This window comes from Sphingomonas tabacisoli (genome assembly GCF_042678385.1).
GTDB lineage: Bacteria > Pseudomonadota > Alphaproteobacteria > Sphingomonadales > Sphingomonadaceae > Sphingomonas_B > Sphingomonas_B tabacisoli.
Genome location: NZ_JBHUDY010000002.1, coordinates 70,821 through 86,887, shown reverse-complemented (window position 1 = coordinate 86,887; position 16,067 = coordinate 70,821). Strand labels below are relative to the sequence as shown.

The 16,067-nt window shown below is 68.2% G+C and carries 17 protein-coding genes; 9 read left to right on the top strand and 8 right to left on the bottom strand.

The features are described from left to right. Window positions 1–109 precede the first annotated feature (109 nt). Complete coding sequence (locus ACFSCW_RS13620; RefSeq protein WP_380890338.1) at window positions 110–898, top strand: SDR family oxidoreductase; 789 nt, start codon at window positions 110–112, stop codon at window positions 896–898. A 137-nt stretch (window positions 899–1,035) separates the two neighbouring features. On the opposite strand, the gene ACFSCW_RS13615 is transcribed toward ACFSCW_RS13620, so the two are convergent. Further along, window positions 1,036–1,419 (bottom strand): PaaI family thioesterase, encoded by a 384-nt coding sequence (locus tag ACFSCW_RS13615; RefSeq protein WP_380890335.1) that lies wholly within the window; start codon window positions 1,417–1,419, stop codon window positions 1,036–1,038. Next, the gene (locus tag ACFSCW_RS13610; RefSeq protein WP_380890333.1) at window positions 1,419–1,862 is read right to left on the bottom strand and encodes a PaaI family thioesterase; all 444 of its coding nucleotides are present in this window, start codon (window positions 1,860–1,862) and stop codon (window positions 1,419–1,421) included. Before ACFSCW_RS13610 ends, ACFSCW_RS13615 begins: the two co-directional genes overlap by 1 nt. A gap of 113 nt (window positions 1,863–1,975) precedes the next feature. Between ACFSCW_RS13610 and ACFSCW_RS13605 the strand changes: the two genes are divergently transcribed. Together ACFSCW_RS13605 and ACFSCW_RS13600 are read left to right on the top strand one after the other, a co-directional pair. Beyond that, window positions 1,976–3,508: an acyl-CoA synthetase gene (locus ACFSCW_RS13605; RefSeq protein WP_380890330.1), complete on the top strand. Its 1,533-nt coding sequence runs from the start codon at window positions 1,976–1,978 to the stop codon at window positions 3,506–3,508. 121 nt (window positions 3,509–3,629) lie between these two features. Beyond that, complete coding sequence (locus tag ACFSCW_RS13600) at window positions 3,630–4,415, top strand: crotonase/enoyl-CoA hydratase family protein (protein WP_380890327.1); 786 nt, start codon at window positions 3,630–3,632, stop codon at window positions 4,413–4,415. Here ACFSCW_RS13600 and queE read toward each other — a convergent pair. The 4 genes from queE to hemC are packed head-to-tail and all read right to left on the bottom strand — an operon-like array spanning window position 4,412 to window position 7,491. Beyond that, window positions 4,412–5,041, bottom strand: a complete 630-nt coding sequence (gene queE, locus ACFSCW_RS13595; RefSeq protein WP_380890324.1) for a 7-carboxy-7-deazaguanine synthase — start codon at window positions 5,039–5,041, stop codon at window positions 4,412–4,414. The two genes, ACFSCW_RS13600 and queE, sit on opposite strands and share 4 nt — an antisense overlap. An 8-nt stretch (window positions 5,042–5,049) precedes the next feature. Further along, the gene (locus ACFSCW_RS13590) at window positions 5,050–5,925 is read right to left on the bottom strand and encodes a hypothetical protein (RefSeq protein ID WP_380890322.1); all 876 of its coding nucleotides are present in this window, start codon (window positions 5,923–5,925) and stop codon (window positions 5,050–5,052) included. Window positions 5,926–5,929: 4 nt separating this feature from the next. Continuing rightward, window positions 5,930–6,583: a uroporphyrinogen-III synthase gene (locus ACFSCW_RS13585; protein WP_380890319.1), complete on the bottom strand. Its 654-nt coding sequence runs from the start codon at window positions 6,581–6,583 to the stop codon at window positions 5,930–5,932. Then, complete coding sequence (gene hemC / locus ACFSCW_RS13580; RefSeq protein ID WP_380890318.1) at window positions 6,580–7,491, bottom strand: hydroxymethylbilane synthase; 912 nt, start codon at window positions 7,489–7,491, stop codon at window positions 6,580–6,582. Before hemC ends, ACFSCW_RS13585 begins: the two co-directional genes overlap by 4 nt. Before the next feature lie 170 nt (window positions 7,492–7,661). Between hemC and tsaD the strand changes: the two genes are divergently transcribed. The 3 genes from tsaD to ACFSCW_RS13565 all read left to right on the top strand — a co-directional run bounded on the left by tsaD (window position 7,662) and on the right by ACFSCW_RS13565 (window position 10,140). Next, window positions 7,662–8,771, top strand: a complete 1,110-nt coding sequence (gene tsaD / locus ACFSCW_RS13575) for a tRNA (adenosine(37)-N6)-threonylcarbamoyltransferase complex transferase subunit TsaD (protein ID WP_380890315.1) — start codon at window positions 7,662–7,664, stop codon at window positions 8,769–8,771. Next, window positions 8,768–9,742 carry an NAD(P)H-dependent glycerol-3-phosphate dehydrogenase gene (locus ACFSCW_RS13570; protein ID WP_380890313.1) on the top strand — a complete coding sequence of 325 codons (975 nt, stop codon included), beginning with the start codon at window positions 8,768–8,770 and terminating at the stop codon, window positions 9,740–9,742. Before tsaD ends, ACFSCW_RS13570 begins: the two co-directional genes overlap by 4 nt. Before the next feature lie 68 nt (window positions 9,743–9,810). After that, the gene (locus tag ACFSCW_RS13565; RefSeq protein ID WP_380890311.1) at window positions 9,811–10,140 is read left to right on the top strand and encodes a hypothetical protein; all 330 of its coding nucleotides are present in this window, start codon (window positions 9,811–9,813) and stop codon (window positions 10,138–10,140) included. Window positions 10,141–10,400: 260 nt separating this feature from the next. On the opposite strand, the gene ACFSCW_RS13560 is transcribed toward ACFSCW_RS13565, so the two are convergent. Further along, window positions 10,401–10,559 carry a DUF1674 domain-containing protein gene (locus ACFSCW_RS13560; protein ID WP_380890308.1) on the bottom strand — a complete coding sequence of 53 codons (159 nt, stop codon included), beginning with the start codon at window positions 10,557–10,559 and terminating at the stop codon, window positions 10,401–10,403. 56 nt (window positions 10,560–10,615) lie between these two features. Between ACFSCW_RS13560 and ACFSCW_RS13555 the strand changes: the two genes are divergently transcribed. The 3 genes from ACFSCW_RS13555 (at window position 10,616) to ACFSCW_RS13545 (ending at window position 14,323) form a co-directional block, all read left to right on the top strand. Next, complete coding sequence (locus ACFSCW_RS13555) at window positions 10,616–11,869, top strand: RsmB/NOP family class I SAM-dependent RNA methyltransferase (protein ID WP_380891271.1); 1,254 nt, start codon at window positions 10,616–10,618, stop codon at window positions 11,867–11,869. A 67-nt stretch (window positions 11,870–11,936) separates the two neighbouring features. Beyond that, window positions 11,937–12,599: a ribulose-phosphate 3-epimerase gene (rpe, locus tag ACFSCW_RS13550; RefSeq protein WP_380890305.1), complete on the top strand. Its 663-nt coding sequence runs from the start codon at window positions 11,937–11,939 to the stop codon at window positions 12,597–12,599. After that, complete coding sequence (locus tag ACFSCW_RS13545; RefSeq protein ID WP_380890304.1) at window positions 12,596–14,323, top strand: heparinase II/III family protein; 1,728 nt, start codon at window positions 12,596–12,598, stop codon at window positions 14,321–14,323. The genes rpe and ACFSCW_RS13545 overlap by 4 nt, the downstream gene beginning before the upstream one ends. A 1-nt stretch (window position 14,324) precedes the next feature. On the opposite strand, the gene ACFSCW_RS13540 is transcribed toward ACFSCW_RS13545, so the two are convergent. Continuing rightward, a complete protein-coding gene (locus ACFSCW_RS13540) occupies window positions 14,325–15,824 on the bottom strand; it encodes a flavin-containing monooxygenase (protein WP_380890301.1) in 1,500 nt (499 codons plus the stop codon). Between the last annotated feature and the right edge of the window lie 243 nt (window positions 15,825–16,067).

Genomic DNA, 16,067 nt, shown 5'->3' with positions numbered 1-16,067 from the left:
CCGGGTGACGCGTCAACGACGCTACGGCAGCGCCGTCTTCCGCGAAGCGCCTTGCAGCCGCCCGGAAAAGCGCGCCAAAATCGGGCAAACGATCGAGGGAGGACGCCTTATGGACATCGCTTCACTGTTCCGGCTGGACGGCCGCGTCGCGCTGGTCACCGGCGGCTCGCGCAACATCGGCCGCTGGATTGCCGAGGGCTTCATCCAGCAAGGCGCGAAGGTCTATATCTCCGCCCGCAAGGCCGAGGATTGCTTCGCGACCGCGGAGGAGCTCGGCCCGAACTGCATCGCGCTCCCGCAGGATGTCTCGACCGTCGCCGGCTGCCGCGCGCTGGCCGCCCAGTTTGCCGAGCACGAACAGCGGCTCGACATCCTCGTCAACAACGCCGGCACCGCCTGGGGCGAGCCGTTCGAGCAATTTCCAGAAAAAGGCTGGGACAAGGTCATGGACCTCAATCTCAAATCGCCTTTCTTCCTGACGCAAGCTCTGCACGGGCTGCTGAAGGCCGGTGCGGCAGCGGGCAAGCCGGCCAAGGTCATCAACATCACGTCGATCGACGGACAGCGGCTGAACCCGTGGGAAACCTATAGCTACCAGGCGTCGAAAGCGGCGTTGATCTACCTCACGAAGCGCGTGGCGGCGCGGCTGATCGAGGACGATATCGTCGTCACCTCGCTCGCACCCGGCGCTTTCCCTAGCCAGATGAACCGCGCCGCCCGCGATCATGGCGACGAGGTGGCCAAGGCGATCCCGTCCAAGCGGATCGGCGCGCCCGAGGACATGGCCGCGGCGGCGGTCTACCTCGCGGCACGGTCCGGCGATTACGTGGTCGGCGAAACCCTGACGGTGGATGGCGGTCTGGTCAGCGCCAAGGTTGGGGTCAGCATTGATGCATAACTAAACCCTCCCCCCATTGGGGAGAGGGACGGCTGCGAAGCAGCCAGGGAGAGGGGCTGTCATCCTGCGTGCCGACTCTGCCCCTCTCCCGGTCTCGCTAACGCTCGCCCACCCTCTCCCCGGAGGGGAGAGGGTTGTCAGTTCCGCACCAGCAGTACGTTCATCCGCGCGACGGCGATCGGCTTGGCGCGGTCGTCCTGCCACGCGACCGCCTCCAGGTTCGCGACGCGCGTGCCGAGCCGGGCGACCGTGCCAATCGCGAACGTCTCTGCTTCCCGGCCGCCGCGCATATAGTCGACCGTGACGGTGATCGGCTTGATGCGCGGCCGCTCGGCATCCCCGTATCGCGCGTAGAGCGCCGAAAACGCCGCCATCTCCAGCAGTCCGCCGATCGCGCCGCCGTGCAGAAAGCCGGGGCGTCCCATCACACCAATGCTCCACGGCATGAGCAGCAGCGGCGCGCCGTCTTCATCGCCGGCGATCGTCAGTCCCAGCAGGTCGGCATAGGGCGGCAGCCGCATCAGAGGTCCGTGAACATGTAGGTGCCGGCGGCATGGGCGATCGGATCGGCCGGGTCGCCGTCATGGGCCTGGCCGCGGATGAAAGCGACCGACCGCGTCAGCCGATAGCATTCGCCGCGCCCGATCACAGGCTTTCCCGGCGTCGCTGGGCGGAGATAATCGAGGCGCAGATCGAGCGTCGCCTGCCCACGAAAACGCTTCTGCTTGATCCAGATCGACATGCTGGCCGCCATGTCCATGAGGGCCAGGATCGGACCGGAAGCGAGCACGCCGCCCGCTTCCTCGCCGATCAGCCGCTCGGCATAATCGATCGCAAGCTCGGACCAATCCTCGCCATGCGCGACGTAACGCAGCCCAAGCAGTCCGCCATGCGCCCGCGACGCCAGCGTCTCGACAAAGCGTTTCGGATCGAAGGAGACGTCGACGTTCATCGAAGTGCGCATAACCGCACACCTTGCCTTCGTCACCCCGGGCTTGACCCGGGGTCTCCCTTCCTTCTCTCTTACCGAAAACAAGCGGGAACCCCGCTCAAGGCCGGGATGACGAGGAGAGAGATATGCACCCAGCGCGTCACGCCGAGGCGACGCCCGACAGGCCCGCGATCGTCGTCGCCGAAACGGGCGAGGCGATCAGCTACGCCGCGCTGAACGCCCGCTCCAACCAAGCCGCCCAGCTCTTCCGCGCCGAGGGGCTGCAGCCCGGCGACCGCGTCGCGCTGTTTCTCGAAAACACGCCCGACTATTTCGCCTTTGGCTGGGGCGCCCAGCGCAGCGGCCTGCTGTTCGTCGCCATCTCGTCCAAGCTGACCGCGCCCGAAGTGGACTATATCCTCGCCGACAGCGGTGCGAAGCTGCTGGTCGCGAGCGCCTGCCTGGCCCAAGCGGCGGGCGGCGTCACCGCCGATGTGCGCCGCTACAGCCATGGCGGTCCGATCTCCGGATTCGCGCCGATCGAAGCGGCGCTCGACTGCCAGCCGGCAACCCCGATCCCGGACGAAAGCGCCGGCGCCGCCATGCTCTATTCCAGCGGCACTACCGGCCGCCCCAAGGGCATCGTCCGACCGCCGCCGCCCGACCCTGCCATCGACGCGCCGACGCCGCTTGCGATGATCGCCAACATGTTCTTCGGGCTTGGCCCTGACAGCATCTATCTCTCGACCGCGCCGCTCTATCACGCCGCCCCGCTCGGCTGGACCATGGCCGTGCATATGCTGGGCGGCACCGTCGTGCTGATGCACCATTTCGAGCCCGAGGCTGCGCTCGCCCATATCGAGCGCTATCGTTGCAACGCCGGCCAGTTCGTTCCCACCCATTTCGTGCGGATGCTGAAGCTGCCCGAACAGGTTCGCGGGAGATACGACGTGTCGTCGATGAAGACCGCGATCCACGCCGCCGCGCCGTGCCCAGTGCCAGTCAAGCGCGCGATGATCGACTGGTGGGGGCCGGTGATCGACGAATATTATGCCGGCTCCGAAGGCAATGGCTTCACCGCGATCAAAGCGGCCGACTGGCTTGCCCGCCCCGGCTCGGTCGGCGCGGCGATCGGCGAAGCACAGCTTCACATCTGCGATGAAGAGGGCAATCCGTTGCCGCCCCGGCGCGAAGGCCTTGTCTTCTTCGCGGGCGGCCGCCCATTCGAATATCATCGGGACCCGGAAAAGACGGCCGGCAGCCGCAACGCGCACGGCTGGTCGACTCTGGGCGATGTCGGCTGGGTCGACGAGGACGGCTATCTCTACCTGACCGACCGCAAGAGCTTCATGATCATCTCGGGCGGGGTGAACATCTATCCGCAGGAGATCGAGAACCATCTCGTCACCCACCCGGCGGTGGCGGATGTGGCCGTGGTCGGCGCGCCGCACGACGAAATGGGCGAGCAGGTCGTGGCCGTGGTGCAGCCGATGGCGGGCGTCGCCGCAACCTCGGAGCTGGCCGACGAACTGATGAGCTGGTGCCGCCAGAGCCTGTCGGGCGTGAAAACGCCCCGCCGCTTCGATTTCGTCGATGAACTCCCGCGCCACCCGACCGGCAAGCTCTACAAGCGGCTGATTCGAGACCGATACTGGGGCAAGGAAAGCCGGATCGTTTAACGCCTCGCGTTTCCCCGGATCGGTTTGGGCTGAGCTTGTCGAAGCCCTCCCTTTCTTTTTGCCGGAGTTGGAAGAAGAAGGGAGGCCTTCGACAAGCTCAGGCCGAACGGAGTTTAGGAGCATGGAAGACCGAGTTCGGATCAATTTTGAGGCCGGCGTAGCCGACGTCCGCCTGAACCGGCCCGAGAAAATGAACGCGCTCGACCCGGCGATGTTCGAGGGGATCGAACGCGCGCTTGCCGAACTGCGTGAAGCCGCCGGTCTCCGCGCGGTGGTGCTGTCGGGCGAAGGGCGCGCCTTCTGCGCCGGCCTCGACATGGCGTCCATGACGTCGGGCGGGGCAAGCGCCGGCAAGAATCTGCGCGATCGCACTCATGGGCTCGCCAACATCTTCCAGCATGTCGCCTGGGGCTGGCGCGAGCTGCCGGTGCCGGTGATCGCCGCAGTGCACGGTATCGCGTTCGGCGGCGGCTTCCAGATCATGTCAGGCGCCGACATCCGCATCGTCCATCCCGCGACCCGGCTGTCGATCATGGAAATGAAATGGGGCCTGGTGCCCGACATGGCCGGCGTCGCGCTGTGGCGTACGCTGGTCCGCGACGACGTGCTGCGCGAGCTGACCTACACCAATCGCGAATTCAGCGGCGAGGAAGCGCTCCGCCTCGGCTTCGCCACGGGCCTATCCGAAGACCCGCATGCCGAGGCGCTGGTGCTGGCTCGCGAGATCGCCGGCAAGAACCCTGACGCGGTGCGCGGCGCCAAGCGCCTCTACAACGCCTACGCCCATGACGCCGAAGCCCTGCTGATGGCCGAAAGCGTGGAGCAAGCCGCCGTCATCCGCACGCCCAACCAGGTCGAAGCCGTCCGCGCCAACATGGAAAAGCGCGCGCCCTTGTTCAGGGATTAGCGAATCCCCACCACCTTGTGCGTCTGCACGGACAGCCGCCATTTGGGGTGCGTCAAGCAATAGGCGATTGCGGCCTGCGTGTTCTCGGCGAGCGCGGGGCCGTCCATCGGCTGCAGCAGGAAGTGATCGAAGGCGAGGCTCTCGAACCGCTCCGGCATCGCCTCGGCCTGCGGATAGACCAATTTCAGTTCGTCGCCGCGCATAATCGCCAGCGGCGCATCGGCCTTGGGACTGACGCAAAGCCAGTCGAGCCCGGCGGGCGGCGGCACGGTGCCGTTGGTCTCGACCGCGATCTCGAACCCGCGCGCGTGCAGCGCCTCGACCAAAGCCTCGTCCACCTGTAGCAGCGGCTCGCCGCCGGTCAGCACGACCATCTTCGCCCTGTTCCCACCGCGCCACGCCGTCTCGATTGCCGCCGCCAGTGCCTCGGCGTCGGAAAATTTGCCGCCGTCGGGGCCGGTGCCGACGAAATCGGTGTCGCAGAAATTGCAGACGGCCTCGGCCCGGTCCTGCTCCCGCCCGGACCAGAGATTGCAGCCGGCGAAGCGGCAGAACACGGCCGCGCGGCCGGCATTCCGCCCCTCGCCCTGGAGCGTGTAGAAGATTTCCTTGATCGTGTAGGCCATTGGCCCGGCTACATGGTCGGCGCCGGGTCCGGCAGCAAGGGCGGCGGATTGGCAGGCGCCTTCGGCGTCAGGATCGCCGCCGTCTCGATCACATCCAGCGCGCGCCTGGCGATGATGTAGCGCCGCGCCGCCGCCATCCAATTCTGCGCCTTGGCCCGGCCCGGCAGCCGCGCAACCTCGACCAGCGCCTTCTCGACCTGGCCGCCTTCCAGCAGCCGCTTGGCGTTGCGCAACCGGTCGCTCGCGACGGGCGAAGGCTGGCCGATCTTGCGCACCACGACGAGCGTGGAGAGCTCGCTGGTCAGCGACGGCCACCAGCCTTCGTCGCCGGTGCCGGTGGTGAGCGACGGCGACAGATCGTCGAGGCCGAGCTGCAGCTCTTCCAGCGTGATCGGGTCGCGCGCAGCGGCGATCACCGTCGCGACCGCCTGCGGCTGGGTCGCGCCGAATCGCTCGCGGAGCTGCGCCTCGATATAGCCGAGGCCCAGCCCGCGATCGACCGCGCGGCGTGCGGCAAAGGCGATCAGCAGCCCTTCGGCGCGTGCCGCATTGTCGCCGGCCGCGTTGGCGCGCTCGGCGACGCGGTCGATCCGCGCCTCGATCTCGCCGACGCGCTGGCCCAGCGCCGCGGCGGCGCTGGGATCGACGGTTGCGATCGTCTCGCTCGGCGGCAGCGTCGCGGACGGCGGCGCGACCAGCGGCGCCGGGCTCTGCGCGGCGACCGGCGCGGCGGGCTTGCCGAGCAGCCAGTCGCGGCCGGCGTCCCAGCGCGAGAACAGCCAGGCCGCGATCAGCAGGCCGGCGAGGAAGGCGGCGATGCCGATCAGCACGGGCGCACGGCTGCGCGCCGGACGCGTCTCGAGCGTCGAATAGTCGGTGCTCATCGGCCTAGTCTTGGCACAGTCGCGCCGCCGCCGCCAGCAGCGCGTCGTCGGCCGGTCGATCGGCGACTGCGGACGCCGCCCAACCCTCGCCCGCGGCCTCCAGAACGGCCGGACTGATCGCCGCGATCCGGTGCGCCGCTCCGGCCAGCTCCCGAAACCGCCGCGCCGCCCTCGCCGAGTGGAGCAAAGCGACCGCGCCGCGCTCCAATGCCTCGGCAAAGGCTGACTGCGGGTCGCAAGGCTCGGCGGCGTAAACCATGCGCGTCTCGATGCTCAGCCCGGCCGGATTGAACGGGGTCCGATCCTCCCCGGCCAAATGGAGCAACGATCGCACGCCCTCGGCACGAGCCTGCGCGACGACCGCCGCAACATCCTTTTGTCCGACAGCGATTCGGGAAAAACCCGCCGTGCGTGCCGCGTCCGCCGTCGCCTCGCCGACTGCATACACCGGCAGCGCACGGTCGAGTCGGTCATCCAGCATCCGCGCCGCATTCGCGCTGGTGAGCAGCAGCGCATCGAACGGCTCGGCCGGCATCTCCCACCCGCGCGGCATGATCCGGAACAGCGGCGCGACGATCGACCCCAGCCCCAGTGCCTTCGCCCGGGCGGCGGTCGCATCCGCGCCCGGCTGAGGGCGCAGCACCAGCACCGGCCTCATCCCTCGAATTCGGCGCGAAGCGCGGGCGATGCGCGTTCCAGCAACTGCACAGCCAGGGCAGCAGCGTCTTCCGGCGCAGCGATCACGGCCTCCCCTTCCTCGCTCTCCCGCCCATCCGGCGAAAGAATCTGCGCGCGCAGATGCAAGCCGCCCTCCGCCCGCACCGCGAGCGCCGCAACCGGCGAGCGGCACGTTGCGCCCAGCCGGGCAAGCAAGGCCCGCTCCGCCCGCACGCAAAGGCTGGTGTCCGCATCGTCGATCGCCGCGAGCAGGCCCAGCATCTCGGCATCATCCGCGCGCGCCTCGATGCCGACCGCCCCCTGTGCCGGCGCCGGCAGCATTGTCTCGACCGGCACCGGCGCGCCGATCTCGTGCCGCCCCAGCCGGTCCAGCCCCGCGGCCGCTAGCAAGGTCGCGTCCGCTTCGCCAAGGTGCAGGCGCGACAGCCGCGTGTCGACATTGCCGCGGAACAGCACGATCTCCAGATCCGGCCGCAGCCGCAGCATCTGCGCGCTCCGCCGGGGCGAGCTGGTACCGACCTTGCCGCCCTCCCGTATCGCCGCGATCGACTCCGCTCCGATCAGCCGGTCGCGGACATCGGCGCGCGGCAGCATCGCGGCGATGACGATATGCTCAGGCCGGATCGTCTCGACGTCCTTCATCGAATGGACGGCGAAGTCGATCCGCCTCTCCTCGAGCGCCAGATCGAGCTCCTTGGTCCACAGCGCCTTGCCGCCCACTTCGGCGAGCGCCCGGTCCTGGATGCGGTCGCCGCTGGTCTTGACCGTCACGATCTCGACCATCGTCTCGGGCCAGCCATGCGCCGCTTCCAGGGCCCGCTTCACCATATGCGCCTGGGTCAGCGCCAGCGGCGATCCGCGCGTGCCGAGCCGGTAAATGCTTCTCATGTCGCGCCTCGTAGCGTCGCTGCAGGCCTCCGCGAAGCGGAAGACAAAAATTTCTCGCGCAAAGCCGCAAAGCCGCGAAGAAGAGCGCCGCACCCTTGGCGTCTTCGCGTCTTCGCGCGAGATCAAAGCGACATTTCCGCTCGCGCGGATTCGACGCTACAGCGCCCGCAATGACGTTGATCCTCGGCCTCGAATCGAGCTGCGACGAGACCGCCGCCGCGCTGGTGACGGACGGGCGCGACATCCTCGCCCACCGCCTCTTGGGACAGGAAGCGGCGCACACGCCCTATGGCGGCGTCGTGCCCGAAATCGCCGCCCGCGCCCATGTCGAGGCGCTGACGCCGCTCGTCGAGGCCACGCTCGCCGACGCCGGCAAGACGCTCGACGACGTCGACGCCATCGCCGCCACCGCCGGCCCCGGCCTGATCGGCGGCGTGATGGTCGGCCTCGTCACGGCGAAGGCGCTGGCGCTGGCCGCGAACAAGCCGCTAATCGCGGTCAACCATCTCGAGGGCCACGCGCTCAGCCCCCGCCTCGCCGCGCCCGATCTCGCTTTCCCCTATCTGCTGCTGCTCGTCTCCGGCGGCCATTGCCAATTGCTGCTGGTCGAAGGCGTCGGCCGCTACCGGCGCTTGGCGACGACGATCGACGACGCGGCGGGCGAGGCCTTCGACAAGACTGCCAAGCTGCTCGGCCTCGGTTTCCCCGGCGGCCCCGCCGTTGAGCGCGCCGCTCGAGACGGCAACCCCAAGGTCGTGCCGCTCCCCCGTCCACTGGTCGGCACGGCTGACCCGCATTTCTCCTTCGCCGGCCTGAAAAGCGCAGTCGGCCGCGCCCGCGATGCAGGAACGTGGCGCGCCGAGGATATCGCCGCGTCCTTCCAGCAAGCGGTCGTCGACTGCCTGGTGGACCGAACAGACCGGGCCATAAAATCCGTTCGTTTCGAGCGCAGTCGAGAAACGCGTTTGGACGACATGCCAAGCCCGCTTCTCGACTTCGCTCGAAGCGAACGGGATGGGGTTACGGCATTAGTGGTAGCCGGCGGCGTCGCGGCGAACGGCGCGATCCGATCCGCGCTTCAGGCGCTGGCGGCAGAGCATGGCCTGCCGTTCGTCGCCCCGCCCTTGTGGCTCTGCACCGACAATGCGGCGATGATCGCCTGGGCGGGCGCCGAGCGCTTCGCCGCCGGCCTCACGGACGCGCTTGACACGCCGGCCCGCGCGCGCTGGCCGCTCGATCCGGGCGCCGCCCCGGCGCGCGGCGCAGGGGTGAAGGCATGACGATCGGCGTCATCGGCGGCGGCGCCTGGGGCACCGCACTCGCCCAGGTCGCGGCCGAGAGTAACGACGTGCTGCTCTGGGCCCGCGAGCCCGAAGTCGCGGGCGCGATCAACAGCGCCCACGAAAATATCGTCTTCCTGCCGGGCGTGCCGCTCAGCCCGGCAATCCGCGCGACGGGCACACTCGACGACCTTTCCGAATGCGAGATGCTGCTGGTGGTCGCCCCCGCCCAGCATCTGCGCGCGGTCCTGTCCGAAGCGCCCCGCGCCGACGTCCCGCTGCTGCTCTGCGCCAAGGGCATCGAGGCCGGCACGCGGCTGCTGATGTCCGAAGTCGCGGCGCAAGTGCAGCCGCGCGCGCCCATCGCCGTGCTTTCCGGCCCGACTTTCGCGCACGAAGTCGCCGCGCGCCTGCCGACCGCCGTCACCCTCGCCTGCGAGGACGAAGCGCTCGGCCGCAGCCTCGCCGAAAAGATCGCCCGCCCCTTCTTCCGCCCCTATCTGTCCACCGATGTCATCGGCGCGGAGATTGGCGGCGCGGTCAAGAACGTGCTCGCCATCGCCTGCGGCATCGTCGAGGGGCGCGGCCTCGGCCAGAACGCCCGCGCCGCGCTGATCAGCCGCGGCTTCGCCGAGATGACCCGCTTCGGCCTCGCCAAAGGCGCGCGCGCCGAGACGCTCGCCGGCCTGTCGGGCCTTGGCGATCTCGTCCTCACCTGCTCCTCGACCAGCTCGCGCAATTTTTCGCTGGGCGTCGGCATCGGCCAAGGCCGCGCCGCCTCCGAGTTGCTGGCCGACCGCAAGTCGGTGGCGGAAGGCGCTTTCACCGCCCCGGTGCTGCAGGAAGCGGCCCGCGAAATTGGCGTGGAGATGCCGGTGGTCGACGCGGTCTGCACGTTGCTCGCGGGACGCGCCGGCGTGAACGAGGTGATCGGCGCGCTCCTCTCACGGCCAATCAGGGCCGAGGGATAGGTCTCCCAATGACCCATTGCGGACATTGCGATCTTGCGGTGATGCGGGGTCATTTCTACGCTCGGCGCATGTGGGACGGTATTTCCCTCCAGACGCTTGCAGTCTGGGCAGTAGTTGCAACAACCGTTGCAAGCTGCCTCGGGCTGTTACCGCGAGGCAGGACTCGTGTCGCGCTGGTGACGCTGTGGGTCGGGCTGCCTGTTATGATCGTGTGTTGGGCCTGTGTCGTCTCGTCATTCGACGGCGAAGGTTTCGACTGGGTAGGCTTTTTCGGTCCTTTAGCGGTTTTCACGCTCTTCCTTTTGCCGCCTTGGGCCTTGCTAACCCTACTCCCGTTCAATCTTGTTCGTCGCTTTCGCGACATTCACGCTGGCATTGACTATCGGAGCGACCGCTAACCACCCATTGCAGGCGAAACTCTGTCCTACACCCGGCTTTGTGGGGCATATGCTGATGGATGACCGAACCTCTCCTTAATTCGCGTCCTAAGGTAGCCTCGCTTTTCAGCGGGCAATCACCATCCGTCGCAGAATCTCCACGGTGCGCCATTTCCTATTTTCCGCCAAGCATCTGCGATCAAAGGACGATCCCGCAAAAGTTCACGAAAAAGGCGCCTCACCCCAGGATGTTTGTGAACTTAAGCGGTGGCGCGCGTCGGTCAGAAGTCGACCGCGATGCCTTTCAGCTCCCAGTCGCCATAGCGGGTCGGATCGAGGCCGAGCGGGTCTTCCTCGCGCTTCATCGGCTCGGGTTTCGGCACCGGCGGATTGGGGCTCAGGTATTCGGGCGGCTTCACATGCGCCGGGCGCTTGCCCATCGGATAGGCTCCTTGTGCTTGGCTGCTGATGCGCGCAGAGGCGCCGCTTGACAAGCATGACCTCCCGCCCCGAACCCACTGGCGTCGATGCCCGCCGCGCCGCGCTCCGCCTGCTCGACGCCGTGCTTCGCCGGGGCCTTCCGCTCGAGGCGGCGCTGGACGCCGCCGCGCGCGATCTCGCCAAGCCCGAGGACCGCGGCCTCGCCCACGCCATTGCCGCCGAGACGTTGCGCCGCCTGCCCGATCTCGACGCAATGATCGATTCGGCGACGCAGCAGCGCTTGCCCCCCGATGCCAAGGCGCGGTTCGCGCTTCGCATCGCGCTGGTCCAGGCGCTGGCGCTCTGCACCCCGCCGCACGCCGCGATCAGCACCGTGTTGCCTTTGGTCGATGGCGGCCCGCGCCGGCTGGTCCACGGGGTGTTCGGCGCGCTGATGCGGCGCAAGGCGGCGCTGCCGTCGCCGCCGTCGCTGCCGCGCGGGGTCGAGATGCGCTGGCTGGAAAGCTGGGGACCCGAGATGATCGCCGCCGCCCGGCAGGCGCTCGCCGCCCCGCCGCCGCTCGACCTCAGCTTTAAATCCGCCGAAGCCGCCGAGCGGTTCGATGGCGACCACCTTGCCGCCCGCCACGCCCGCATCCCGGCGCAGAGCGGGATCGCCGAGCTGCCTGGCTTTGCGGAAGGGGACTGGTGGGTGCAGGACCTCGCCGCCTCGATCCCCGCGCGGCTGCTCGGGGATGGCGAAGGCCGCACCGTGCTCGACCTCTGCGCCGCGCCCGGCGGTAAGACGCTGCAGCTCGCCGCGGCCGATTGGCGCGTGACCGCGGTGGACAGCTCCGCCGCTCGCCTCGAACGGCTGCGCGAGAACCTCCAGCGCACGCGCCTTGAGGCAGACGTCATCCAAGCCGACGTCATGCAGTGGCAGCCGGCCGCCGCCGTCGACGCGATCCTGCTCGACGCGCCGTGCAGCGCCACCGGCATCTTCCGCCGCCACCCCGACGTCCTCCACCGCGTCCGCCCGCGGGTGATCGCCGAAATGGCCGAGCTACAGCGCGCGATGCTCGCCCGCGCCGCGGACTGGTTGAAGCCCGGCGGCACGCTCGTCTTCTCGACCTGCTCGCTCGAACCGGACGAAGGCGAGGCGCACCTGGAGCACTCGCCCCTGCCCCTCGATCCGGTTCGCCCGGACCAATTGCCCGGCGGCGTGACGCCGAACCCGGGTGGCTACCTCCGAATCCTGCCAACCATGCTTGCCAACAAGGGCGCGCTCGATGGATTCTTCGTCGCGCGGTTCAAGAGGAGGCACCACTAGACTTTGTGGTGGATAAGCCGTTGCCCACGCTTCAAACCCTCTTCGTGACCCACTAGGGCTTGTGTCCGTGCAACAGCCGGTCCGCATTGCCCCTTCGATCCTGAGCGCCGATTTCGCGCGGCTAGGCGAGGAAGTGCGGGCGATCGACGAAGCCGGGGCCGACTGGATCCATGTCGACGTGATGGACGGCCATTTCGTGCCGAACATCACGATCGGGCCGATGGTGGTGAAGGCGCTCCGCCCGCACACGGCCAAGCCGTTCGACGTGCATCTGATGATCTCGCCGATCGACGCCTATCTCGACGCCTTTGCCGAGGCCGGCGCGGACACGATCACCGTCCACCCAGAGGCCGGCCCGCACCTCCACCGCACGATCCAGCGCATCAAGTCGCTCGGCAAGCGCGCCGGCGTGTCGCTCAACCCGGCGACGCCCGCCAAGATGCTCGATTATGTGCTGGAGGAAATCGACCTGGTGTTGGTGATGAGCGTCAACCCGGGCTTTGGCGGGCAGAGCTTCATCGAAAGCCAGCTCCGCAAGATCGAGGCGATCCGCAAGCAGATCGACAAGCTTGGAAAGCCGATCGACCTGGAAGTGGACGGCGGCATCGATGTTGCGACCGCGCCTCGCGCAATCGCAGCGGGGGCCGATGCGCTGGTCGCTGGCACAGCGACGTTCCGCGGCGGACCATCGGCATACGCGGCGAACATTCGGGCGTTGAGAGAGGCATGACGAAGCACGAGCCGATCGATCCCGGAGCGGATGGCATCGAGCCCGGAAGGCGGCTCATCCGCGTCGACACCGACCGCGTCTCGCTCGCCCAGAAGATCGGCGAAAGCCTGCAACGCCTGACCTGGCGCACGCCGCTCCACTCGCTGAGATTGCGCGGCCGCTTTCCGTTGAAGCTGCTCGCCGCGCCCGAGGACCCGATCGTCGGCGACCCCAAGGCGGGCCAGGCGCTCCTCCAGGGCTGGATCAGCTGGCGCGGCGAACGCATCCGCATCCGCGAACTCGACTTCCGCACCCTCCAGGGCTCGCCGGGCCTGATCGACTATCTGCAAAGCTTCGCTTGGCTGCGCGATCTCTCGACCGCCGGCACCCGCCAGCAGGGCGCGCCGGTCGCCGAAGCGATCATGAGCCGCTGGCTGAAGGCGCATGCCGAGGATGTGAAAGGCATCGCCTGGCGCGCCGACCTGTGGGGCAAGCGCATCCTCTACTGGACCGCGCATGCGCCGCTGATCCTGTCGAGCCGCGACCTCGTCTATCGCTCGGCCGTGCTGAACACGCTGGCGCGGGGCGCCCGCCATCTCGACCGCGCCGCCGACAAGGCGCCGGAAGGGCTGGGCAAAGTCGCCGCCTGGTCGGGGCTAATCGTTGCCGGCCTGCTGATCCCGGGCGGCGATCCACGCCGCGCCTTCGCCGAAGCCGGCCTGACCCGAGCCCTGGGCCAAACCTTCACCGATGACGGCGGGCTGATCTGCCGCTCGCCGACTGCGCTGTTGGACGCGATCGGACTGCTCAGCCTGTTGCGCTCTGCCTACGATTCGCGGCGCCAGCCTCTGCTGCCGGTCGTCGAGGCGACGCTTGCCCGCGCCGTCCCGGCCCTGCTCGGCGTCTGTCACGGCGATGGCGGCCTTGCGAGCTGGCAAGGCGGCCTGCCGCTGGATCAGGCGCGGATCGCGGCCACGATCGACGCCTCGGGCGTGCGCGCACGCCCGCTGCGTCAATCGCGGCAATGGGGCTATCAGCGGCTCGCCGGCGGGGCGACGGTGGTCAGCGTCGATGCCGCGCCCCCGCCAGCCTCGCGTGCGGCGAGGGATGGCTGCGCATCGACCCTCGCTTTCGAAATGTCGGACGGAGCGCATCGGCTGATCGTGAGCTGCGGCGGCGCGCGACATGCCGGCGCGACGATCCCGGCGCAGCTCGCCCAGGCGCTCCGTGCCACCGCCGCGCATTCGACCTTGATCGTCGCCGACGCCAACTCGACCGCGGTGCATCCGGACGGCAGCCTCGGCCGCGGCGTCATCGAGGTCGAGATCGACCGGCAGGAACTCGAATCGGGCAGCCGGCTTGAGGCGAGCCATGACGGCTATGCCCGCCGCTTCGGCCTCACCCATCGCCGCCAGCTCGCGCTCAGCGTCGATGGCCGGCAATTGTCCGGCGAGGACATGCTGCTCCCCGCCGGGCGCCGCAAGAAGCTCGCGCCGTTCGCGATCCGCTTTCATCTGGCGCCCGAAGTCGAAGTCACTCTTACCGCCGACAGCCAAGGCGCGCTGCTCAGGGTCGACGGCGGCCCGCTCTGGCAGTTCCGCTGCAAGGGCGGTCTGCTCGGCGTCGAGGAAAGCCTGTGGGTGGACGGCACCGGCCGCATCCGTGAGACGCAGCAGCTTGTCGTCTCGGGTGAATCTCCTCCCGGCGGCGCAAATGTGAGCTGGCTGCTGAAGCGCGCCGGCTAGGTTACTCCGCCGCGATCAGCTCCGGCGCCGCTGCGCGCGCGGGCGTCCCTGCCTTGCGGAACGTCATCGCGCCGTCATCGACCTTGCCGAATTTCAGATCGAGCATGTCGAGCGCATAATTCTGGTGCACGCGCCACGGCCGCTTCGATCCCTGCTTCGGCAGATGCTCCAGCGCGCGCTGGACATAGCCGGACGTGAAGCTCAGCCAGGGCTGCTCCTCGACTTCCGGATCGTCAAGCACCGGCGTCGCGATCTGCGTGCCCGTCCGCTCCATGTGATTGAGCAGCCGCGCGACGTACATGCAGGTCAGGTCGGCCTTCAGCGTCCACGACGCATTGGTGTAGCCGAACGATGTGGCGAGGTTCGGCACGCCCTCGAACATCATCGCCTTGTAGGTCATCGTCCTGGCGAGATCGACGGGCTGGCCGTCGACGCTGAACGACGCGCCGCTCAAGAGTTGGACGTTCAGGCCGGTGGCGGTGACGATGATGTCGGCCGCCAATTCGCGCCCGTCTTTCAGCAGGATGCCTTTTTCGGTGAAGCGCTCGATCTGGCCCGTCACCACGTCGGCCGAGCCGTGCCGGATCGCTTCGAACAGATCATCGTCGGGCACCAGGCACAACCGCTGGTCCCAGACATTATAGCTGGGCGTGAAATGGGCCATGTCATAGCCCTCGGGCAGCAAGGCCTTCACCCGGTCGAGCACCCACTGGTTTACGCCCTGCGGATTGGTCCGCGTCTTGTTGTAGAAATACATGCCCCACAGCACGTTCTTCCAGCGCGTGAGGCCATAGGCGAGCTTCGACGGCAGCACCTTGCGCAGGCCGTTCGCGACTTTGTCCTCCGCCGGCCGCGAGACCATGTAGGTCGGCGAGCGCTGCAGCATCGTCACGTGCGCGGCGTCCTTCGCCATTTCGGGAATAAGGGTCACCGCGGTGGCGCCCGATCCGATCACGATCACGCGCTTGCCCTTATAGGCGAGGTCCTCCGGCCAATGCTGCGGATGGATGATCTGCCCCTCGAAGCTCTCCCGCCCCTCGAACTGGGGGGTGAAGCCTTCGTCGTAACGGTAGTAACCGCTGCACATGAACAGGAAATTGGCCGAGAAGGTCACCGGCTCGCGCTCCGGCCCACGCTCGGCGTGAATGGTCCAACGCGCCGTCTCCGAGTCCCAGGCGGCGCCCGTCACCCGGTGTTGATAGCGGATGTGCTTGTCGATGCCGTAGTCGCGGGCGGTGTCGCGCAGGTACTTCTTGATCGAAGGCCCGTCGGCGATCGCCTTGGCTTCCTTCCAGGGCCGGAAGGAAAAGCCCAAAGTATGCATGTCGGAATCGGAGCGGATGCCGGGATAGCGGAACAGGTCCCAGGTGCCGCCGAGGTCGTCGCGCGCTTCCAGGATCGCGTAGCTCTTGCCCGGGCAATAGGTCTGCAGATGATAGCCCGCGTCGATGCCGGAAATCCCGGCGCCCACCACCAGCACGTCCACCGATTCGCTTGTCATCGCCAGCTCTCCTGACGTTTACGTAAACCGGAAGCGAAACGGCGTCCAGCCCTCGCCGGCGCATCGATCGCGCGGAGGAAGTGAGGCACTGCACAGGCACGCTCAGGCCGGGCGCCAAAAGGCTGTGGCGGAAGGAAACAGGTTGCGATTGTGCAAAGCGGCGGACAGGTGCTAACCGACGCCGAAGCCGCAGGGCGACTTCATCAAGACCGAACGGGGGGATAATCCGTTTTGAATATGGAA